Below are 15,018 nucleotides of genomic sequence, written 5' to 3'. Positions count from 1 at the left end.
ACGGCACGCTGAGGGGACGGCACGCTGAGGGGACGGCGCGGGCCGGCGCACCGGGGCCCGCGTGGGCTCGGGCGGGACACCCGGGGACCGCTCCGTACGGCACCGGGGCGAGCGGGCGTACGGTCAGGTGTACCCGGTCACGCTGGAGGACCGGGCGGGCGAGGCCGTCCTGCGGTGGGCCGTGCCGCCGCACGAAGCGCCGTGACCGTGCACCGGTGTGCCGCCGCGTGCCGGGCTGCGGTTGTCAGTGACCTCCGGTAGTTTCCGAAGTATCGGGAACTAACAGAGGGATCAAGGGACATGACGGAAACGACCGACCTTGGGCCCGAGCTGGACGCGGCGCTCGACCGGTACCGCGTCGAGCTCACCGGGTACTGCTACCGCATGCTCGGCTCGGCCTTCGACGCCGAGGACGCGGTACAGGACACGTACATCCGTGCCTGGCGGAGCTTCGAGAAGTTCGAGGGGCGTTCCTCCCTGCGGTCGTGGCTGTACCGGATCGCCACCAACGTCTGCCTGGACCTGCTGAACGCGGGGAACAAGCGGGCCCGGCCGATGGACCTGAGCGCTCCGCAGCACCAGGCGTCCGCCGTGCTGAGCGAGCGGCCCGAGGTGACCTGGCTGGAGCCGGTGCCCGACGGGCGGGTGCTGCCGCAGACCGCCGATCCGGCGGAGATGGCGCTGGCGAAGGAGTCCGTACGGCTCGCGTTCGTCGCCGCGCTGCAGCACCTGCCCGCCAAGCAGCGGGCCGTGCTGATCCTGCGCGAGGTGCTGGCCTGGAAGGCCGACGAGGTGGCCACCCTGCTGGACACCACCGTCGCGTCGGTGAACAGCGCCCTGCAGCGGGCCCGCGCCACGCTCGCGGCCGGCCGGGGGCGCGAGAGCGAGGCCCTCGACCCGCTGGACGGCGACCAGGCCAAGCTGCTGGAGCAGTACCTCTCCGCCTTCGAGGCGTACGACATCTCCCGGCTGACCTCCCTCCTCCACGAGGACGCCGTGCTGTCGATGCCGCCGTTCGACCTGTGGCTCCAGGGCCACGAGGACATAGCGGCCTGGCACCTGAACCAGGGCATCGGCTGCAAGGGCTCGCGGCTGCTCCCGACCACGGCGAACGGCATGCCCGCCTTCGGCCAGTACCGGCCGCGCGAGGACGGGCAGCCGGGCTGGACCCCGTGGGCGCTGCAGGTGCTGGAGGTGTCAGACGGGAAGATCACCGGCCTGAACGCCTTCCTGGACACCGCCCGGTGGTTCCCGCTCTTCGGGCTCCCCGAGCAGCTCGACGAGTCCTACGAGGTGCAGGAGGGCGCGTAGCGGGGGCGGGGCGCCGGTGACCCGGAAGGGGACGCCGAGGCGCCGGGCGGTCAGCGCCGCACGTGCGAGGGCCTCAATGGTCGCGAGGGTGGGTGCGGCGACCGCGGTCACGTCGCACACCACGCCGTCGGGCCCGTCCCTGCACAGTGCGCGCAAGCGGCCGCACAGCTCGGCGGTGTCCGGCTCGGGCCCCTCCAGGGCCAAGGTTCTGATCTCCACAGGAGGGCAGACCCCTGGCCCCGCCCGAACTCATCGGCGAGGGAGGGGGAAGTCCGACGTGTCCAGCGTGTAGTCGAACGCTCCTCAAGCTGTTGGCACCGACCCCGGCACGCGGAACGGGACCGGTGGGCGTCCACCGGTCCCGTTCGACCGTACGAGTGAGCGTGCGGGACTACGCGATGCGGTCCAGCACGATCGGCGTGGCGCTGAAGGCCGTGCCCGCCGCGGCGATGTCGAAGGTGCCGTCCAGCGCCGCCAGGGCGTAGTCGAACTTCTCCGGGGTGTCCGTGTGCAGGGTCATCAGGGGCTGGCCCGCCACCACCGTGTCGCCCGGCTTCGCGTGCAGCTCGATGCCCGCGCCCGCCTGGACCGGGTCCTCCTTGCGCGCGCGGCCGGCGCCCAGGCGCCAGGCGCCCACGCCCACCCCGTACGCGTCCAGCCGCGTCAGCACGCCCGAGGACGGGGCCGTGACCACGTGCTGGTCCCGCGCGACGGGCAGCGCCGCGTCGGGGTCGCCGCCCTGCGCCGCGATCATCCGGCGCCAGACGTCCATCGCGGAGCCGTCGGCCAGTGCCTTCGCCGGGTCGGCGTCCTTGATGCCCGCGGCGTCCAGCATCTCCCGGGCCAGGGCCAGGGTCAGCTCGACCACGTCCGAGGGGCCGCCGCCGGCCAGGACCTCGACCGACTCGCGGATCTCCAGGGCGTTGCCGGCGGTGAGGCCGAGCGGGGTGGACATGTCGGTGAGCAGGGCGACGGTCTTGACGCCCGAGTCGGTGCCCAGGCCCACCATGGTGCGGGCCAGCTCGCGCGCGTCCTCGATGTTCTTCATGAAGGCGCCGGTGCCGACCTTCACGTCGAGGACGAGGGAGCCGGTGCCCTCGGCGATCTTCTTGGACATGATCGAGGAGGCGATCAGCGGGATCGCCTCGACGGTGCCCGTCACGTCGCGCAGCGCGTAGAGCTTCTTGTCGGCCGGGGCCAGGCCGTCGCCGGCCGCGCAGATGACGGCGCCGGTGGTGTCCAGGACGTGCAGCATCTCCTCGTTGGAGAGCAGGGCGCGCCAGCCGGGGATGGACTCCAGCTTGTCGAGGGTGCCGCCGGTGTGGCCGAGGCCGCGGCCCGAGAGCTGCGGCACGGCCGCGCCGCAGGCGGCGACGAGCGGGGCCAGCGGCAGGGTGATCTTGTCGCCGACGCCGCCCGTGGAGTGCTTGTCCGCGGTCGGGCGGGAGAGGGAGTCGAAGTTCATCCGCTCGCCGCTCGCGATCATCGCGGCGGTCCAGCGGGCGATCTCGGTCCGGTTCATGCCGTTGAGCAGGATGGCCATCGCCAGCGCCGACATCTGCTCGTCGGCGACCACGCCGCGCGTGTACGCGTCGATGACCCAGTCGATCTGCTCGGGGCTCAGTTCACCGCGGTCGCGCTTGGTGCGGATGACGGAGATGACGTCCATGGAAGTGCTTCCTTCTACGCGCATAGAGAGAGGAGAGGGGTACTGCGTGGGAAAGGACGGCGGCCCCCCGCCCGGCGGGGGCGGAGGGCCGTCGCGCGGCTATCTCAGATGGTCCGGCCCGAAGGCCTGCGGCAGCATCGCGGAGAGCGGCAGGACGCCTTCCGGCGTCTCCACCTGGAGCTCGGCGCCACCGAACTCGAAGAGGAGCTGGCGGCAGCGACCACAGGGGACGAGGATCTCGCCCTTGCCGTCCACGCAGGTGAAGTGCGTCAGACGGCCGCCGCCCGTGGCCTGGAGGGAGGACACCAGCCCGCATTCGGCGCACAGGCCGAGCCCGTAGCTGGCGTTCTCCACGTTGCAGCCCACGACGGTGCGACCGTCGTCGACCAGCGCCGCGACGCCGACCGGGAAGCCCGAGTACGGGGCGTAGGCCCGGGACATCGCCTCCCGGGCGGCCTCGCGCAGGGCCTCCCAGTCGGGAGCGGCCGTCACTTGCCCTGGCCCTTGCGGTACGGCATGCCGTCCGCCTTCGGCATCCGCAGGCGCTGTGCGGACAGCGCGAGCACCAGCAGCGTGGTCAGGTACGGGGCGGCGTCCACGAACTGGCTGGGCACCTGGTCGGTCAGCGCGTACCAGAGGAACAGCAGCACGGCGAAGACCGCCGAGATGCCGGCCGGGACGTAGCGCTTCTTGTAGAGCTGCCAGGCCACGACCAGGACGAGCAGGATCGCGATGAGCAGCAGCATCGCGTGGACGTTCTCGGCTCCGCCGCGCAGCTTGAGGCTGTCGGTGAAGCCGAACAGGCCGGCGCCCAGTGCCATGCCGCCCGGCATCCAGTTGCCGAAGATCATGGCGGCGAGGCCGATGTAGCCGCGGCCGCCGGTCTGGCCCTCCTGGTAGATCGGGCTGGCCACGATCGAGAGGAAGGCGCCGCCCAGGCCCGCCAGGGCGCCCGAGACGATCACGGCGATGTACTTGTACTTGTAGACGTTGACGCCGAGCGATTCGGCGGCGATGGGGTTCTCGCCGCAGGATCGCAGCCGCAGGCCGAAGGTGGTGCGCCACAGCACCCACCAGGTGCCGGGGATCAGCAGCAGCGCGACGACCGTCAGCAGCGACAGCCCGGTGACCAGGCCGCCGACGACGCCCGCGACGTCGGAGACGAAGAACCAGTGCTTGCCCTGGAGGGTCGCCATCCAGTCCGACAACCCCGGCACGGTGATCTCGTAGATCGGCTCGACGCGCGGGGACTGCTTGGAGGAGCCGCCGGGCGCCTCGGCGAACGTGAAGTTCGACAGGTACTGGGTGAAGCCCAGCGCCAGGATGTTGATGGCCACACCGGAGACGATGTGGTTCACGTTGAAGGTGACCGTGATGATCGCGTGCAGCAGGCCGCCGATGGCGCCGCCGACCAGGCCGGCGATCACGCCGGTCCACGGGCCCCACTGGTAGCCGGCCCAGGCACCGAACCAGGTGCCGAGGATCATCATGCCTTCGAGGCCGATGTTGACGACGCCCGCGCGCTCGGCCCACAGGCCGCCGAGTCCGGCGAGGCCGATCGGCACGGCGAGGGAGAGCGCCCCGGAGACCTGGCCGATGGAGGTCAGGTCGTCCGCGCCGCTGATCACGCGGACCAGCGAGACGAGCGCGAGGCCGCCCGCGATGATCAGCATGATCCACGGGAGCGTGAGCTTGGTGCGGCCGCCCTGCTTCTTGGGCGCGGCGCTGGTGGCGGAAACGGTGCTGGTACTCACGCCGAGACCTCCTTCTCGGTCGGAATGGCGTGGCCCGCGGCCAGCTCCTCGCCGACCTTCTGCTGCTGGCGTCGGATCCCGTAACGGCGGACGAGCTCGTAGGAGACGACGACCGCGATCACGATCAGGCCCTTCATGATCGTGCCGATCTCCTTCGCGTAGCCCTCCGTGTCGAGCGAGGCCGAGGACTTGTCGATGAAGGCCATCAGCAGGGCGGCGAAGAAGATGCCGACCGGGTGGTTGCGGCCGAGCAGCGCGATGGTGATGCCGGTGAAGCCGACACCGACCGGGAAGGACAGGCTGTACGTGTGGCTCTCGCCCAGCAGCACCGGCATGCCGGCGAGGCCGGCGACGGCGCCGGAGATGAGCATCGAGGTGATGATCATCTTCTTGGCGTCCACACCGGAGGCCTGCGCGGCGGACTCGCTGGCGCCGGTGGCGCGCAGGTCGAAGCCGAAGCGGGTGCGGCCCAGCACGAACCAGTAGACGATGCCCAGCGCGAAGGCGATGAAGGTGAAGCCGTAGATCTCCAGGCCGTCACCGAGGGAGACCGCCGGGAACCAGCCCGAATTCGCGATCTCGCCGGTGGTCAGGTCGTTGGAGCCCTTCGGCTGGACGCCGAGGTTCTTCGGGAGGATCAGCCAGGCGATCAGGCTGGTGGCGATCGCGTTCAGCATGATCGTGGAGACGACCTCGCTGACTCCGCGCTTGGCCTTCAGGACGCCCGCGATGCCGGCCCAGAAGGCGCCGACCAGCATGGCGACGACCACGATCATCAGGATGTGCAGCGGGCCGGGCAGCGCGACCGCCGCGCCGACGACCGCCGACACCATCGCCGCGAGCCGGTACTGGCCGTCGACGCCGATGTTGAAGAGGTTCATCCGGAAGCCGATGGCCACGGCCAGGGCCGCCAGGTAGTACGTACCGGCCTGGTTCACGATGAGGACCTGGACGTCCTCGTAGCTCGCGTTCTCCACCATGAGCCGCAGCGGTTCGATCGGGTCCACGCCCGTCGCCGCCAGTACGGCCATGGTCAGCAGGAAGGCGGTGACCAGCGCGAGCGCGGGCCCGGCGAAGCCGAGGAGCAGCCGGTCCTTGTCGAGTTTCTTCATCGGGCCTCGTCCTCCGGGGAGTCGGTACGGGCGTCCGTGCCGGCGTCGGAGCGGTTGTCGGTGGCTTCCAGGTGCCCGGAGGCGGCGCCCGTCATGGCGGTGCCGAGCTCCTCCGGGGTGACGGTCGCGGGGTCGGCGTCGGCGACCAGGCGGCCGCGGTAGATGACGCGCAGGGTGTCGGACAGGCCGATCAGCTCGTCCAGGTCGGCGGAGATCAGCAGGACCGCCAGTCCTTCGCGGCGGGCCTCGCGGATCGCGTCCCAGATCTGCGCCTGCGCGCCGACGTCCACACCGCGGGTGGGGTGGGCGGCGATGAGGAACTTGGGGTTGTGGCTCATCTCGCGGCCGACGATCAGCTTCTGCTGGTTGCCGCCGGAGAGCGAGGCCGCGGTGACCTCGATGCCGGGCGTGCGGACGTCGTACTCGCGCACGATCCGCTCGGTGTCCTTGCGGGCGGCCTTCGGGTCGAGGATGCCGCGCTTGGAGTTGGGGGCTTCGGTGACGTGGCCGAGGATGCGGTTCTCCCAGAGGGAGGACTCCAGCAGCAGGCCGTGCCGGTGGCGGTCCTCGGGGATGTAGCCGATGCCGCCCTCGCGGCGCTTGCGCACCGGGGCCTTGGTGATGTCCTTGCCGTCGAGGGTGATGGCGCCCGCGTCGGGGGTCATCATGCCCATGAGGGCCTCGATCAGCTCGGTCTGGCCGTTGCCCTCGACGCCCGCGATGCCGAGGATCTCGCCCTTGTGGATCGTGAAGCTGATCCCGTCGAGCAGCAGGCGTCCGGCGACCGGGGTCTCGCGCAGGTTGGCGTCCGACAGGCCCGGCGTGCGCGCGGTGTCCTCCATGAGGACGGGCGCGCCCCCCTCGGCGACGGTCAGGCTCTCGACCCGGAGCATCGGGGTGGTGGTCACCGTGGACTCGCGGGTCTCCGGGGACGGCAGCTCGGAGCCGACCATCAGCTCGGCGAGCTGCTTGGTCGTGGTGGTGCGGGGGTCGGCGGTGCCGACGGTGGTGCCGCGCCGGATGACGGTGATGTCGTCGGCGACCTTCAGGACCTCGCCCAGCTTGTGCGAGATGAAGATGACGGTCAGGCCCTCGGACTTGAGCTCGCGCAGGTTGTCGAAGAGCGCGTCGACCTCCTGCGGCACGAGCACGGCGGTCGGCTCGTCGAGGATGAGGATCTTCGCGCCGCGGTAGAGGACCTTGAGGATCTCCACGCGCTGGCGGTCGGCGACCCCGAGGTCCTCGACCAGGGCGTCGGGACGTACGCCGAGGCCGTACGCGTCCGAGATCTCCCGGATCTTCTTACGGGCCTTCGCGCCGATGCCGTAGAGCTTCTCGCCGCCGAGGACCACGTTCTCCAGGACGGTGAGGTTGTCGGCGAGCATGAAGTGCTGGTGCACCATGCCGATGCCGCGGGCGATGGCATCGCCGGGGCTGGTGAAGGAGACCTGCTCCCCGTCGATGGCGATGGTGCCCTCGTCCGGCTTCTGCATGCCGTAGAGGATCTTCATCAGCGTCGACTTGCCGGCGCCGTTCTCACCGACGAGGGCGTGGACCGTGCCCTTGCGGACGGTGATCGCGATGTCCTTGTTGGCGACGACGCCGGGGAAGCGCTTGGTGATGCCGTGCAGTTCTACGGCGGGGGGCGGGCTGGACGCGTTGATGACGCACTCTCCTTGGCGCGGAAGGAGCTGAAGGCAGGGAGGGGACAGGGCGGGGGGAGAAAGTATCGCGTCCACGATGCTTCTACGCGCGTAGCACTGTCGAAAGTGAAAACTTGCGGCCAACCGGCCACAAGATCACATGAAACCACGTGACACGGGCCGGGGCCCGGGAGCGATGAGACCGCTTCCCGGACCCCGGGTATCACGCGTACAGCGGGTCCGACCAGGCCTTACGGCGCGGTCTTGACCTCGATCTTCTTGGCGATGATGTCGGCCTTGGCCTTCTCGACCGCGGCGACGACGTCCGTCATCTCCTTGTACTTCGGGTTGGAGTCGGCCAGGCCGACGCCGTCCTTGTCGAGGCCGTAGCGGACCTCACCGGACTCCGGCTTGCCGTCCTTGACCGACTTGATCAGGTTATAGACGGAGTCGGCGACATCCTTGGTGACCGAGGTCAGGATGAAGTCCTTGTACTTCGCCAGACCGGCCTGGTTGTACTGGTCCGAGTCGACGCCGATGGACCACTTGCCCTTGGCGGCGGCGGCCTCGATGGCACCGGAGCCGGCCAGACCGGCGGCCGAGTAGATCACGTCGGCGCCCTTGTCGAGCTGGCCCTCGGCCGCGGCCTTGCCCAGGTCGGGCTTGGCGAAGCCGTCGAAGTTCGGCGGCTGGGTCAGGTACTGGGTGAGCACCTTGGCGTTCGGGTTGGTGTCCTTGACGCCCTGGGCGAAGCCCGCCTCGAACTTCTTGATCAGCGGAACCTCGACACCGCCGATGAAGCCGACCGTGCCGGTCTTGGAGGCCTTGGCGGCGGCGACGCCGGCCAGGTAGGAGCCCTGCTCCTCGTTGAAGACGAGGTTGGCGATGTTCGCCGCGGTCACCGAGGTGTCGTCGATGATGCCGAACGTGGTGTTCGGGAAGTTCGCGGCGACCTTCTTGATGGCCGGCGCGTAGGCGAAGCCGACGCCGATGACCGGGTTGTTGCCCTTGCGGGCAAGCTCGGTGAGGCGCTGGACCTTGTCGGCCTCGCCCTCTCCATCGGTGGGCTCCGCCTCGGCGCCCTTGATCTGGAGGTCCTTCTCCGCCTTCGAGAGGCCCGCGTAGGCGGCGTCGTTGAACGACTGGTCGCCGCGGCCACCGATGTCGTACGCGATGGCGGCGGACTTCTCCGCGGAGGAGGACGGGGACGAGGAGTCCGAGGACTTCTTACCGCCACAGGCGGTAGCGGAGAGTGCCAGCGCTGCGGACGCGATGCCCACGGTGGCGATCCTGGTGATCCGGCGCAAGGGAAGGCTCCTTCAAAACCTGACCGAAGCGCCACGACCGGCGCTGGTTTCGCCGAGATCGTAACGCGCGTAGATGTCAGTTAAAGGCCCGTTCATGAGTCGTTATCGGATCGTCGCGAACCAGACAGTGACCGACCGGTAACTCCCGACTCGCCCAGCCCTTTCGTACCAAGGGCTGGACGCTCCCGCCGGATCCTCCGCCGATGCTGTAGCGATTTCTAGCCAGCGGACCCGGCGAGCCCGGCGCGTCGCCCCTCGATCGGCCGTCCGTCGAGCAGGGCCGCGGCCGTGAAGAACTCGACGCCGACCCCGATCGCGGCCTCGTCCACGTCGAAGTCACCCCGGTGCAGATCCCGCTTGGCCGTGTCCCCGGGCGCACGGACGCCCAGGCGCGCCATGGCTCCGGGGACGTGCTCCAGGTACCAGGAGAAGTCCTCGCCGCCCAGGCTCTGCTCGGTGTCCTCGACCGAGCCGGCCCCGCACCGGGCGCTCATCGCCTCGCGCAGCAGCTCGGTGATCACCGGGTCGTTGACGACCGGGGGCACTCCGCGCACGTAGGTGATCTCCGATTTGGCCCGGTGCATCGACGCGATCTCGTCGATGACCGCGTGGATCTGGTCGGGGGCCTCGTGCCAGGAGGCCAGGTCCAGGCACCGAACGGTTCCGGACAGTTCCGCGTGCATCGGGATGACGTTGCAGGCGTGCCCGGCCTCGATCCGGCCCCAGGTGACCGACATGCCCGAGCGGGCGTCCATCCGCTTGGCCAGCACGGCGGGCAGGTCGAGGGCGAGCCGGGCGGCCGCCGTCACCAGGTCGGTGGTCAGGTGCGGACGGGCGGTGTGCCCGCCGGGGCCGTCGAGGGTGACCTCCAGCCGGTCGCAGGCCGAGGTGATGGGCCCGGCGCGCAGGCCGATCCGGCCGGCGTCGACGCGGGGGTCGCAGTGCAGGGCGATGATCTTGCCGACGCCGTCCAGCACCCCGGAGTCGATGGCCTCGGTCGCACCGCCGGGCAGCACCTCCTCGGCGGGCTGGAAGAGCAGCCGCACCGGGCGGGGCAGCTCGCCCCGGCGGTCGAGCTCGGCGAGGACGAGGCCCGCGCCGAGGACCACGGCGGTGTGCACGTCGTGGCCGCAGGCGTGGGCGCGGTCCGGGACGGTCGAGCGGTACGAGACGTGCGTCTTGGCATCCGGGATGGGCAGGGCGTCGATGTCCGCGCGCAGGGCCAGCATCGGCCGTACCCCCTCCCACGTGCCCACGTCGCAGATGAGTCCGGTCCCCGACTTCAGCACCCGCGGGCGCAGGCCCGCTTTCTCCAGTCGGGCCTTGATCGCCGCCGTGGTGCGGAACTCCTGGTGTCCTAGCTCGGGATGCATGTGCAAGTCCCGGCGGAAGGCGATCAGTTCGGCACGCAGGTGGTCCGGAAGCTTGCCGGGCAGCTCGGGCCGGTCGGGCGTGCCGGGCAGGGCGGTCTGGGACTCGCGGGACATCAACTGGTTCACCCGTTTAAGGGTAGGCCCACCCATGGGTCAACTGGCTGGAGATCACCAAAAGTTCATGCCGTTAGGGGAAAGAAACCCGGCCTCTGGACGCATGACCGGATGAAGGCGCGGGTAAACTCGCGCGCTCACTCATGCACTCATCCGGCCGCCTGAGCCGTCTGAGCAGGAAGTCTGTGCACATCACGGGCGGTGTCGGTGACTCCGGCGAGGAAACCGCGCGCCCGCTCCGAGGCCGACGCGGTCAGCCAGCTCGGATCGACATCGCATACGGCCACGGTCACGCCGGTGCCGATCAGCGCGTAGGGCAGCGTGTGGACCACCGTGGAAGGAAAGCTGACGATCGTTCGGCCGACCGGGCCCCGCCGGGCGATCAGCTCCAGCGGCAGGTCCGGACGTACGATCTCCAGCCCGGTCGCCTCGCTCAGGGTGCGCAGCTTCTCCGGGGATTCCCGGCGGTGGGCGAAGTAGCGGGTGGCCCCGTGCTCCAGGGTCAGGGCGCGCACCGCCTCCAGGTAGCGGTCCGGGTCAACCACGCCGGTCTCCACGAGCGAGGTCCCGACCAGGTCGGTGCCCTTGGTCAGGCGGGGCGGGCCGAACCGGGCCCGGGTCCACGCGAAGTCGTTGAGCCGGACGGTCATCCCGCCGTGCCCGGTGACCGGCATCGAGCTGAACACCTCGACGCGCCGGCGGCCGTCCGGACCGGGGGTGAACCGCCGCCGGGCCGTCGCCGAGACCGGCGCGTACGCCAGCTCGCGCAGCCGGGCCGGGAGGCCTCCGCCCCCGACCCGGTGCCAGCGTACGAGGCGCTCGCCGCGGGCCGTCTGGGCGACGAACTCCATGGTCGCGGTGCCGTCGTCGACCACGACGAGCTCCTCGGCCCGGACCAGGGTGAGCAGGAGCTGCACGTAGCGGGAGAACGGATCCCCTATCACCACCCGCTCGGCCGCCCGCACCTCCCGGGCGAGCGCGGCGAACGCCTTGAACGGCGCGAACCGGCCGCCGCGGGCCTCCTGCCACCGCACCTCGTGCCCCTCGTCCCGGGCCAGCCCCGCCATCCGGCGGAGCTGGCCCCGGGACATGGGGTCGGTGGGCGGGAGCACCACGATCCGCAGGCGGGGACCGGGGTCGGTCCCCGTCTCGGTCCCGGCCCCCCCGCCGCGGCCCGGCTGGGGCGGCACGGCTCCGAGGAGCCGGCCGACGCCCCGGGCGTACGCCCACTCCAGGACGTTGAGGAGCTGGACCGGGCTCTCTACGAAAGCCAGGGTGCGGTCAGGGTCTGAGGGGGTCACCAGGTACTCCTCGTCAGAGGGAGGAAGGAAACGGCTCACGGTCCGTACGAGCCCGCCGCGCCGCTCACACGGTGGCGAGCTCCCCCTGGACGCGGCGGAGCTTCTTCATCGGGCCGAGCTCGGACGCGTAGACCCGCTTGATGCCGTCGCCCAGCGCGGTCTCGATGGTGCGGATGTCGCGGACCAGGCGGGTCAGGCCGCCGGGCTCGACGGAGGCGGCCTGGTCGGAGCCCCACATCGCGCGGTCGAGGGTGATGTGGCGTTCCACGAAGGCGGCGCCGAGGGCTACGGCGGCCAGGGTGGTCTGCAGGCCCGTCTCGTGGCCGGAGTAACCGATCGGGACGTTGGGGTACTCCTCCCGCAGGGTGTTGATGACCCGCAGGTTGAGCTCCTCGGCCTTGGCCGGGTACGTCGAAGTGGCGTGGCAGAGCAGGATGTTGTCGCTGCCGAGCACCTCCACCGCGTGCCGGATCTGCTTCGGGGTGGACATGCCGGTGGAGAGGACGACGGTGCGGCCGGTGGCGCGCAGCGCGCGCAGCAGCTCGTCGTCGGTCAGCGAGGCGGAGGCGACCTTGTGGGCGGGGACGTCGAACTTCTCCAGGAAGGCGACGGCCTCGGTGTCCCACGGGGAGGCGAACCAGTCGATCCCGCGCTCGGCGCAGTGCTCGTCGATGGCGCGGTACTCGGTCTCGCCGAACTCCACGCGGTGGCGGTAGTCGATGTACGTCATCCGGCCCCAGGGGGTGTCGCGCTCGATGTCCCACTGGTCGCGGGGGGTGCAGATCTCGGGGGTGCGCTTCTGGAACTTCACGGCGTCGCAGCCGGCTTCGGCGGCGGCGTCGATGAGGGCGAGGGCGTTGCCGAGCTCGCCGTTGTGGTTGATGCCGATCTCGCCGACGACGTAGACGGGGTGGCCGGGGCCGGCGGCGCGGGAGCCGAAGGTCCGGAGGCGGGGGGCGGGGGTGACCGTCATGGCAGGGCTGTCCTTCGGAGCGTGGGGTGTACGAGGAGGTGCGGGCACGGGTGCGGGCACCGGGGTGTGGAGTGCGGAGGTGGAGAGGGGCGCGGGGGCCGGTGTGGCCGCGGGCGTGAGGACGGGTACGAGGGCGCGGGCGCGGGCCAGGTCGTGGGGGTCGTCGATCTCCAGCACCCGTGCGGGGTCGGTGGCGACCGGGAGGGTCCGCCCGAAGAAGCGGTGGCGGGCGGTCCGGAAGCCGGCGGCGTCCATGGCGTAGGCGGCGCCGGTCTCCAGGAGGTCCTGGGGGCGGTCCTGGCGGCGGGGGCGGTACGAGGTGTCGTGGTTGACCCCGGTCCCGGAGCCGTCGGGGGCCGCCCGCCAGAGGAAACCGTGGAAGGGGGCCGCGGTGAGCGCGGAGTCGGCGGCGCCGGACGCGACGGCGGCGGCGACGGACTCCACGTCGGAGGCGGTGACGAACGGGCTGGTGCACTGGACGAGGAGGACCACGTCGACGGTGACGGAGTGCAGTTCCTCGAAGGAGTCGAGCGCGTGCAGCAGGGCGGCCTCGCTGGTGGCGGTGTCCCCGGAGATTCCGGCGGGCCGCCGCAGCACCACGGCCCCGGCCCCCCGGGCGGCGGCGCCGATGGCCTCGGAGTCGGTGGAGACGAGGACGTCGGTGACGGTGCCGGCCCCCAGGCAGGCCCGGACGGCCCGGACCACGAGCGGCATCCCGCCGACGTCGGCCAGGTTCTTCCCGGGCACGCCCTTGGACCCCCCGCGTGCGGGGATCACGGCGAGCACCCTGGGCACGGCGCGGGGCTCGCGGGGGGATCCCCCGGCGGCCGGGGCGGGGACGGCGGCGAAGGCGGCGGCGGTGGCGAAGGCGGCGGCGGTGTCGACGGTGGCGGCGGTGGCGGCGGTGGCGGTGGTGGCGGCGGTGGCGGTGGCAGCGGTGGCGGCCGTACCGGATCCGGCCGGGCGGGTGCTCACAGCTCTCCCAGGCGGCGGATCACCGGCGCGACGCGCTGGACGCCGTGGCGGTAGGCGCCCCGGGCTGCCTCGCGCAGGTGGGCGCGGAGCCGGCGGCGCAGCCGGGAACTTCCGGCGCCGGGCCGGGCCGCACCGGGCAACGGGTGCCCGTCGGGGCCGAGATGGTGCCTGGCCAGGATCCCGGGCAGGTATCCCGGCGCGGTGTCCCGCGTGTAGTAGGGCTCCACGGCCGGGAGCGGGCCACCGTCCAGCAGCTTCGTGAGCCGTGCCCGCGCGGCGGCGTAGGGGTCGGGTCCGCCGGGGGAACCGGCCGGTCCGGCCGCCGGGGTGCCCACGCCCTGGGCGGCCAGCCAGTCCGGATCGGCCCGCGGGAGCAGGCCCGCGTCGAGCTGGGTCCACGAGGCCAGGCAGCCGGAGCCCAGGAAGTGGTGGTTGCCGAGGGCCTCGCGGACGCCGAGGTCGGTCAGGACGGCCGTCGGGATGCCCCGGTGGAGGGATTCCAGGGCCGCCGTGGAGGAGACGGTGACCAGCAGGTCCGTGGTGTCCAGGACCTCGCCCATGTGCCCGTAGACCAGCCGGCAGTTGGCGGGGAGGCCGCCGGGGAGCTGCTCGGCGAGGCGCTGGTACGGGAGCTCCTCCAGGTGCGTGGTGTGCTCGCCCGGGCGGCTGCGCAGTTTGATCAGCACCTCGCGCCCGGGGTGCAGCCGGGCGTGTTCCGCGGCGCGGCGCAGCAGGTACGCGCGGTCCGCGCGGGTGTCCGGCACGGACGGCTGGACCGCGAAGACCACCCGGTGGGCCGTGGTGCTCACGGGCTCGTACGGCCGCCCGCCGAGGAAGGGGAGGGCGGTCTCCACGACGGATTCGGCGTCCGCGCCGACTCCCTCGTAGACCGCCCGGAACCGCCCGGCGTCGTGGCGGGAGTTGGCGAGGACCAGGTCGGCCCCGTGGCGCAGCAGCAGGCCGTCGGCGAGTTTCTCGTAGACGACTCCGACGTACCCGGTGACGAACGCCGGCCGGGCGGCCGGCTCCGGCCACAGGGCCCGGGCCCCGTGCAGGACGGCCTGGACGGCGCCGCCGACCAGGGCGAGGACGATCACGTCGTACGGCTCCCGGTCCGGCGCCGACAGGTCGGCGAGGAACTCCGCGCAGGTGACCTCGGTCAGCCGGTCCGCCCGGACCCCGACCTCGCCGAGCTGGCGCGCGGTGGGCGTGGCCCGGCCGCGGAGCAGGTATCCGGTCAGGTGGACGGAGTCGGGCTCCGGGGCGAGACGGCGCGCGGTGAGCGCTCCCCATTTCCAGCGGGTGTCGGAATCGGCGAGTACGGCCACACGGAGGGCGGCCCGATGGGCCGCGCGGTTGCTTGCTGGCACCCGGCAGAAGTTATTCCGGCTTTTCGGTGATCGGCCCAACGAACGCACAACAGCGGGTTAACAACCCGTCGATTCAATGCGAAAGCGTCCGGGTTAACGTTCCCGCCGTTCGTCGT

Annotated in this window: 11 protein-coding genes and 1 pseudogene; 1 reads left to right on the top strand and 11 read right to left on the bottom strand. The window is 71.6% G+C overall.

Annotated features, from left to right (window positions below; genetic code table 11):
• Window positions 1-300: 300 nt before the first annotated feature.
• Entirely contained in the window at window positions 301-1,311 is a 1,011-nt protein-coding gene (locus AC6CKD_RS01860) for a sigma-70 family RNA polymerase sigma factor (RefSeq protein ID WP_498324678.1), read from the top strand.
• A 391-nt stretch (window positions 1,312-1,702) separates the two neighbouring features.
• On the opposite strand, the gene AC6CKD_RS01855 is transcribed toward AC6CKD_RS01860, so the two are convergent.
• From AC6CKD_RS01855 to AC6CKD_RS01805, 11 genes and pseudogenes are all read right to left on the bottom strand, one after another.
• Complete coding sequence (locus AC6CKD_RS01855; protein WP_407837595.1) at window positions 1,703-2,980, bottom strand: thymidine phosphorylase; 1,278 nt, start codon at window positions 2,978-2,980, stop codon at window positions 1,703-1,705.
• Between the two features lie 99 nt (window positions 2,981-3,079).
• Window positions 3,080-3,472, bottom strand: coding sequence for a cytidine deaminase (locus AC6CKD_RS01850; protein ID WP_243333749.1), 393 nt, complete (start codon window positions 3,470-3,472; stop codon window positions 3,080-3,082).
• Window positions 3,469-4,734 carry an ABC transporter permease gene (locus tag AC6CKD_RS01845; RefSeq protein WP_498324677.1) on the bottom strand — a complete coding sequence of 422 codons (1,266 nt, stop codon included), beginning with the start codon at window positions 4,732-4,734 and terminating at the stop codon, window positions 3,469-3,471. Before AC6CKD_RS01845 ends, AC6CKD_RS01850 begins: the two co-directional genes overlap by 4 nt.
• Window positions 4,731-5,846 (bottom strand): ABC transporter permease, encoded by a 1,116-nt coding sequence (locus AC6CKD_RS01840; RefSeq protein ID WP_498324676.1) that lies wholly within the window; start codon window positions 5,844-5,846, stop codon window positions 4,731-4,733. The genes AC6CKD_RS01845 and AC6CKD_RS01840 overlap by 4 nt, the downstream gene beginning before the upstream one ends.
• The gene (locus AC6CKD_RS01835) at window positions 5,843-7,477 is read right to left on the bottom strand and encodes an ABC transporter ATP-binding protein (RefSeq protein ID WP_498325398.1); all 1,635 of its coding nucleotides are present in this window, start codon (window positions 7,475-7,477) and stop codon (window positions 5,843-5,845) included. The genes AC6CKD_RS01840 and AC6CKD_RS01835 overlap by 4 nt, the downstream gene beginning before the upstream one ends.
• A 263-nt stretch (window positions 7,478-7,740) precedes the next feature.
• Window positions 7,741-8,796 carry a BMP family lipoprotein gene (locus tag AC6CKD_RS01830; RefSeq protein ID WP_498324675.1) on the bottom strand — a complete coding sequence of 352 codons (1,056 nt, stop codon included), beginning with the start codon at window positions 8,794-8,796 and terminating at the stop codon, window positions 7,741-7,743.
• A 218-nt stretch (window positions 8,797-9,014) separates the two neighbouring features.
• Entirely contained in the window at window positions 9,015-10,283 is a 1,269-nt protein-coding gene (locus AC6CKD_RS01825; protein ID WP_498325396.1) for an amidohydrolase, read from the bottom strand.
• Window positions 10,284-10,432: 149 nt separating this feature from the next.
• On the bottom strand, window positions 10,433-11,584 hold the full coding sequence (locus tag AC6CKD_RS01820; RefSeq protein WP_498324674.1) for a hypothetical protein: 1,152 nt from the start codon (window positions 11,582-11,584) through the stop codon (window positions 10,433-10,435).
• A 64-nt stretch (window positions 11,585-11,648) separates the two neighbouring features.
• On the bottom strand, window positions 11,649-12,557 hold the full coding sequence (locus AC6CKD_RS01815) for an N-acetylneuraminate synthase family protein (RefSeq protein WP_498325394.1): 909 nt from the start codon (window positions 12,555-12,557) through the stop codon (window positions 11,649-11,651).
• Window positions 12,558-12,980: 423 nt separating this feature from the next.
• Window positions 12,981-13,334, bottom strand: a pseudogene (locus AC6CKD_RS01810) (acylneuraminate cytidylyltransferase family protein); the annotation flags it as partial.
• 194 nt (window positions 13,335-13,528) lie between these two features.
• On the bottom strand, window positions 13,529-14,902 hold the full coding sequence (locus AC6CKD_RS01805; RefSeq protein WP_498324673.1) for a DUF6716 putative glycosyltransferase: 1,374 nt from the start codon (window positions 14,900-14,902) through the stop codon (window positions 13,529-13,531).
• Between the last annotated feature and the right edge of the window lie 116 nt (window positions 14,903-15,018).

This window comes from Streptomyces sp. GQ60 (genome assembly GCF_059758875.1).
This window is presented reverse-complemented; position numbering and strand designations above follow the sequence as displayed.

Excerpts from the sequence above, each read along its gene's own strand:
- AC6CKD_RS01840 (WP_498324676.1), bottom strand. The coding sequence starts at position 5,846 with ATGAAGAAACTCGACAAGGACCGGCTGCTCCTCGGCTTCGCCGGGCCC.
- AC6CKD_RS01860 (WP_498324678.1), top strand. The coding sequence starts at position 301 with ATGACGGAAACGACCGACCTTGGGCCCGAGCTGGACGCGGCGCTCGAC.
- AC6CKD_RS01815 (WP_498325394.1), bottom strand. The coding sequence starts at position 12,557 with ATGACGGTCACCCCCGCCCCCCGCCTCCGGACCTTCGGCTCCCGCGCC.
- AC6CKD_RS01855 (WP_407837595.1), bottom strand. The coding sequence starts at position 2,980 with ATGGACGTCATCTCCGTCATCCGCACCAAGCGCGACCGCGGTGAACTG.
- AC6CKD_RS01825 (WP_498325396.1), bottom strand. The coding sequence starts at position 10,283 with ATGTCCCGCGAGTCCCAGACCGCCCTGCCCGGCACGCCCGACCGGCCC.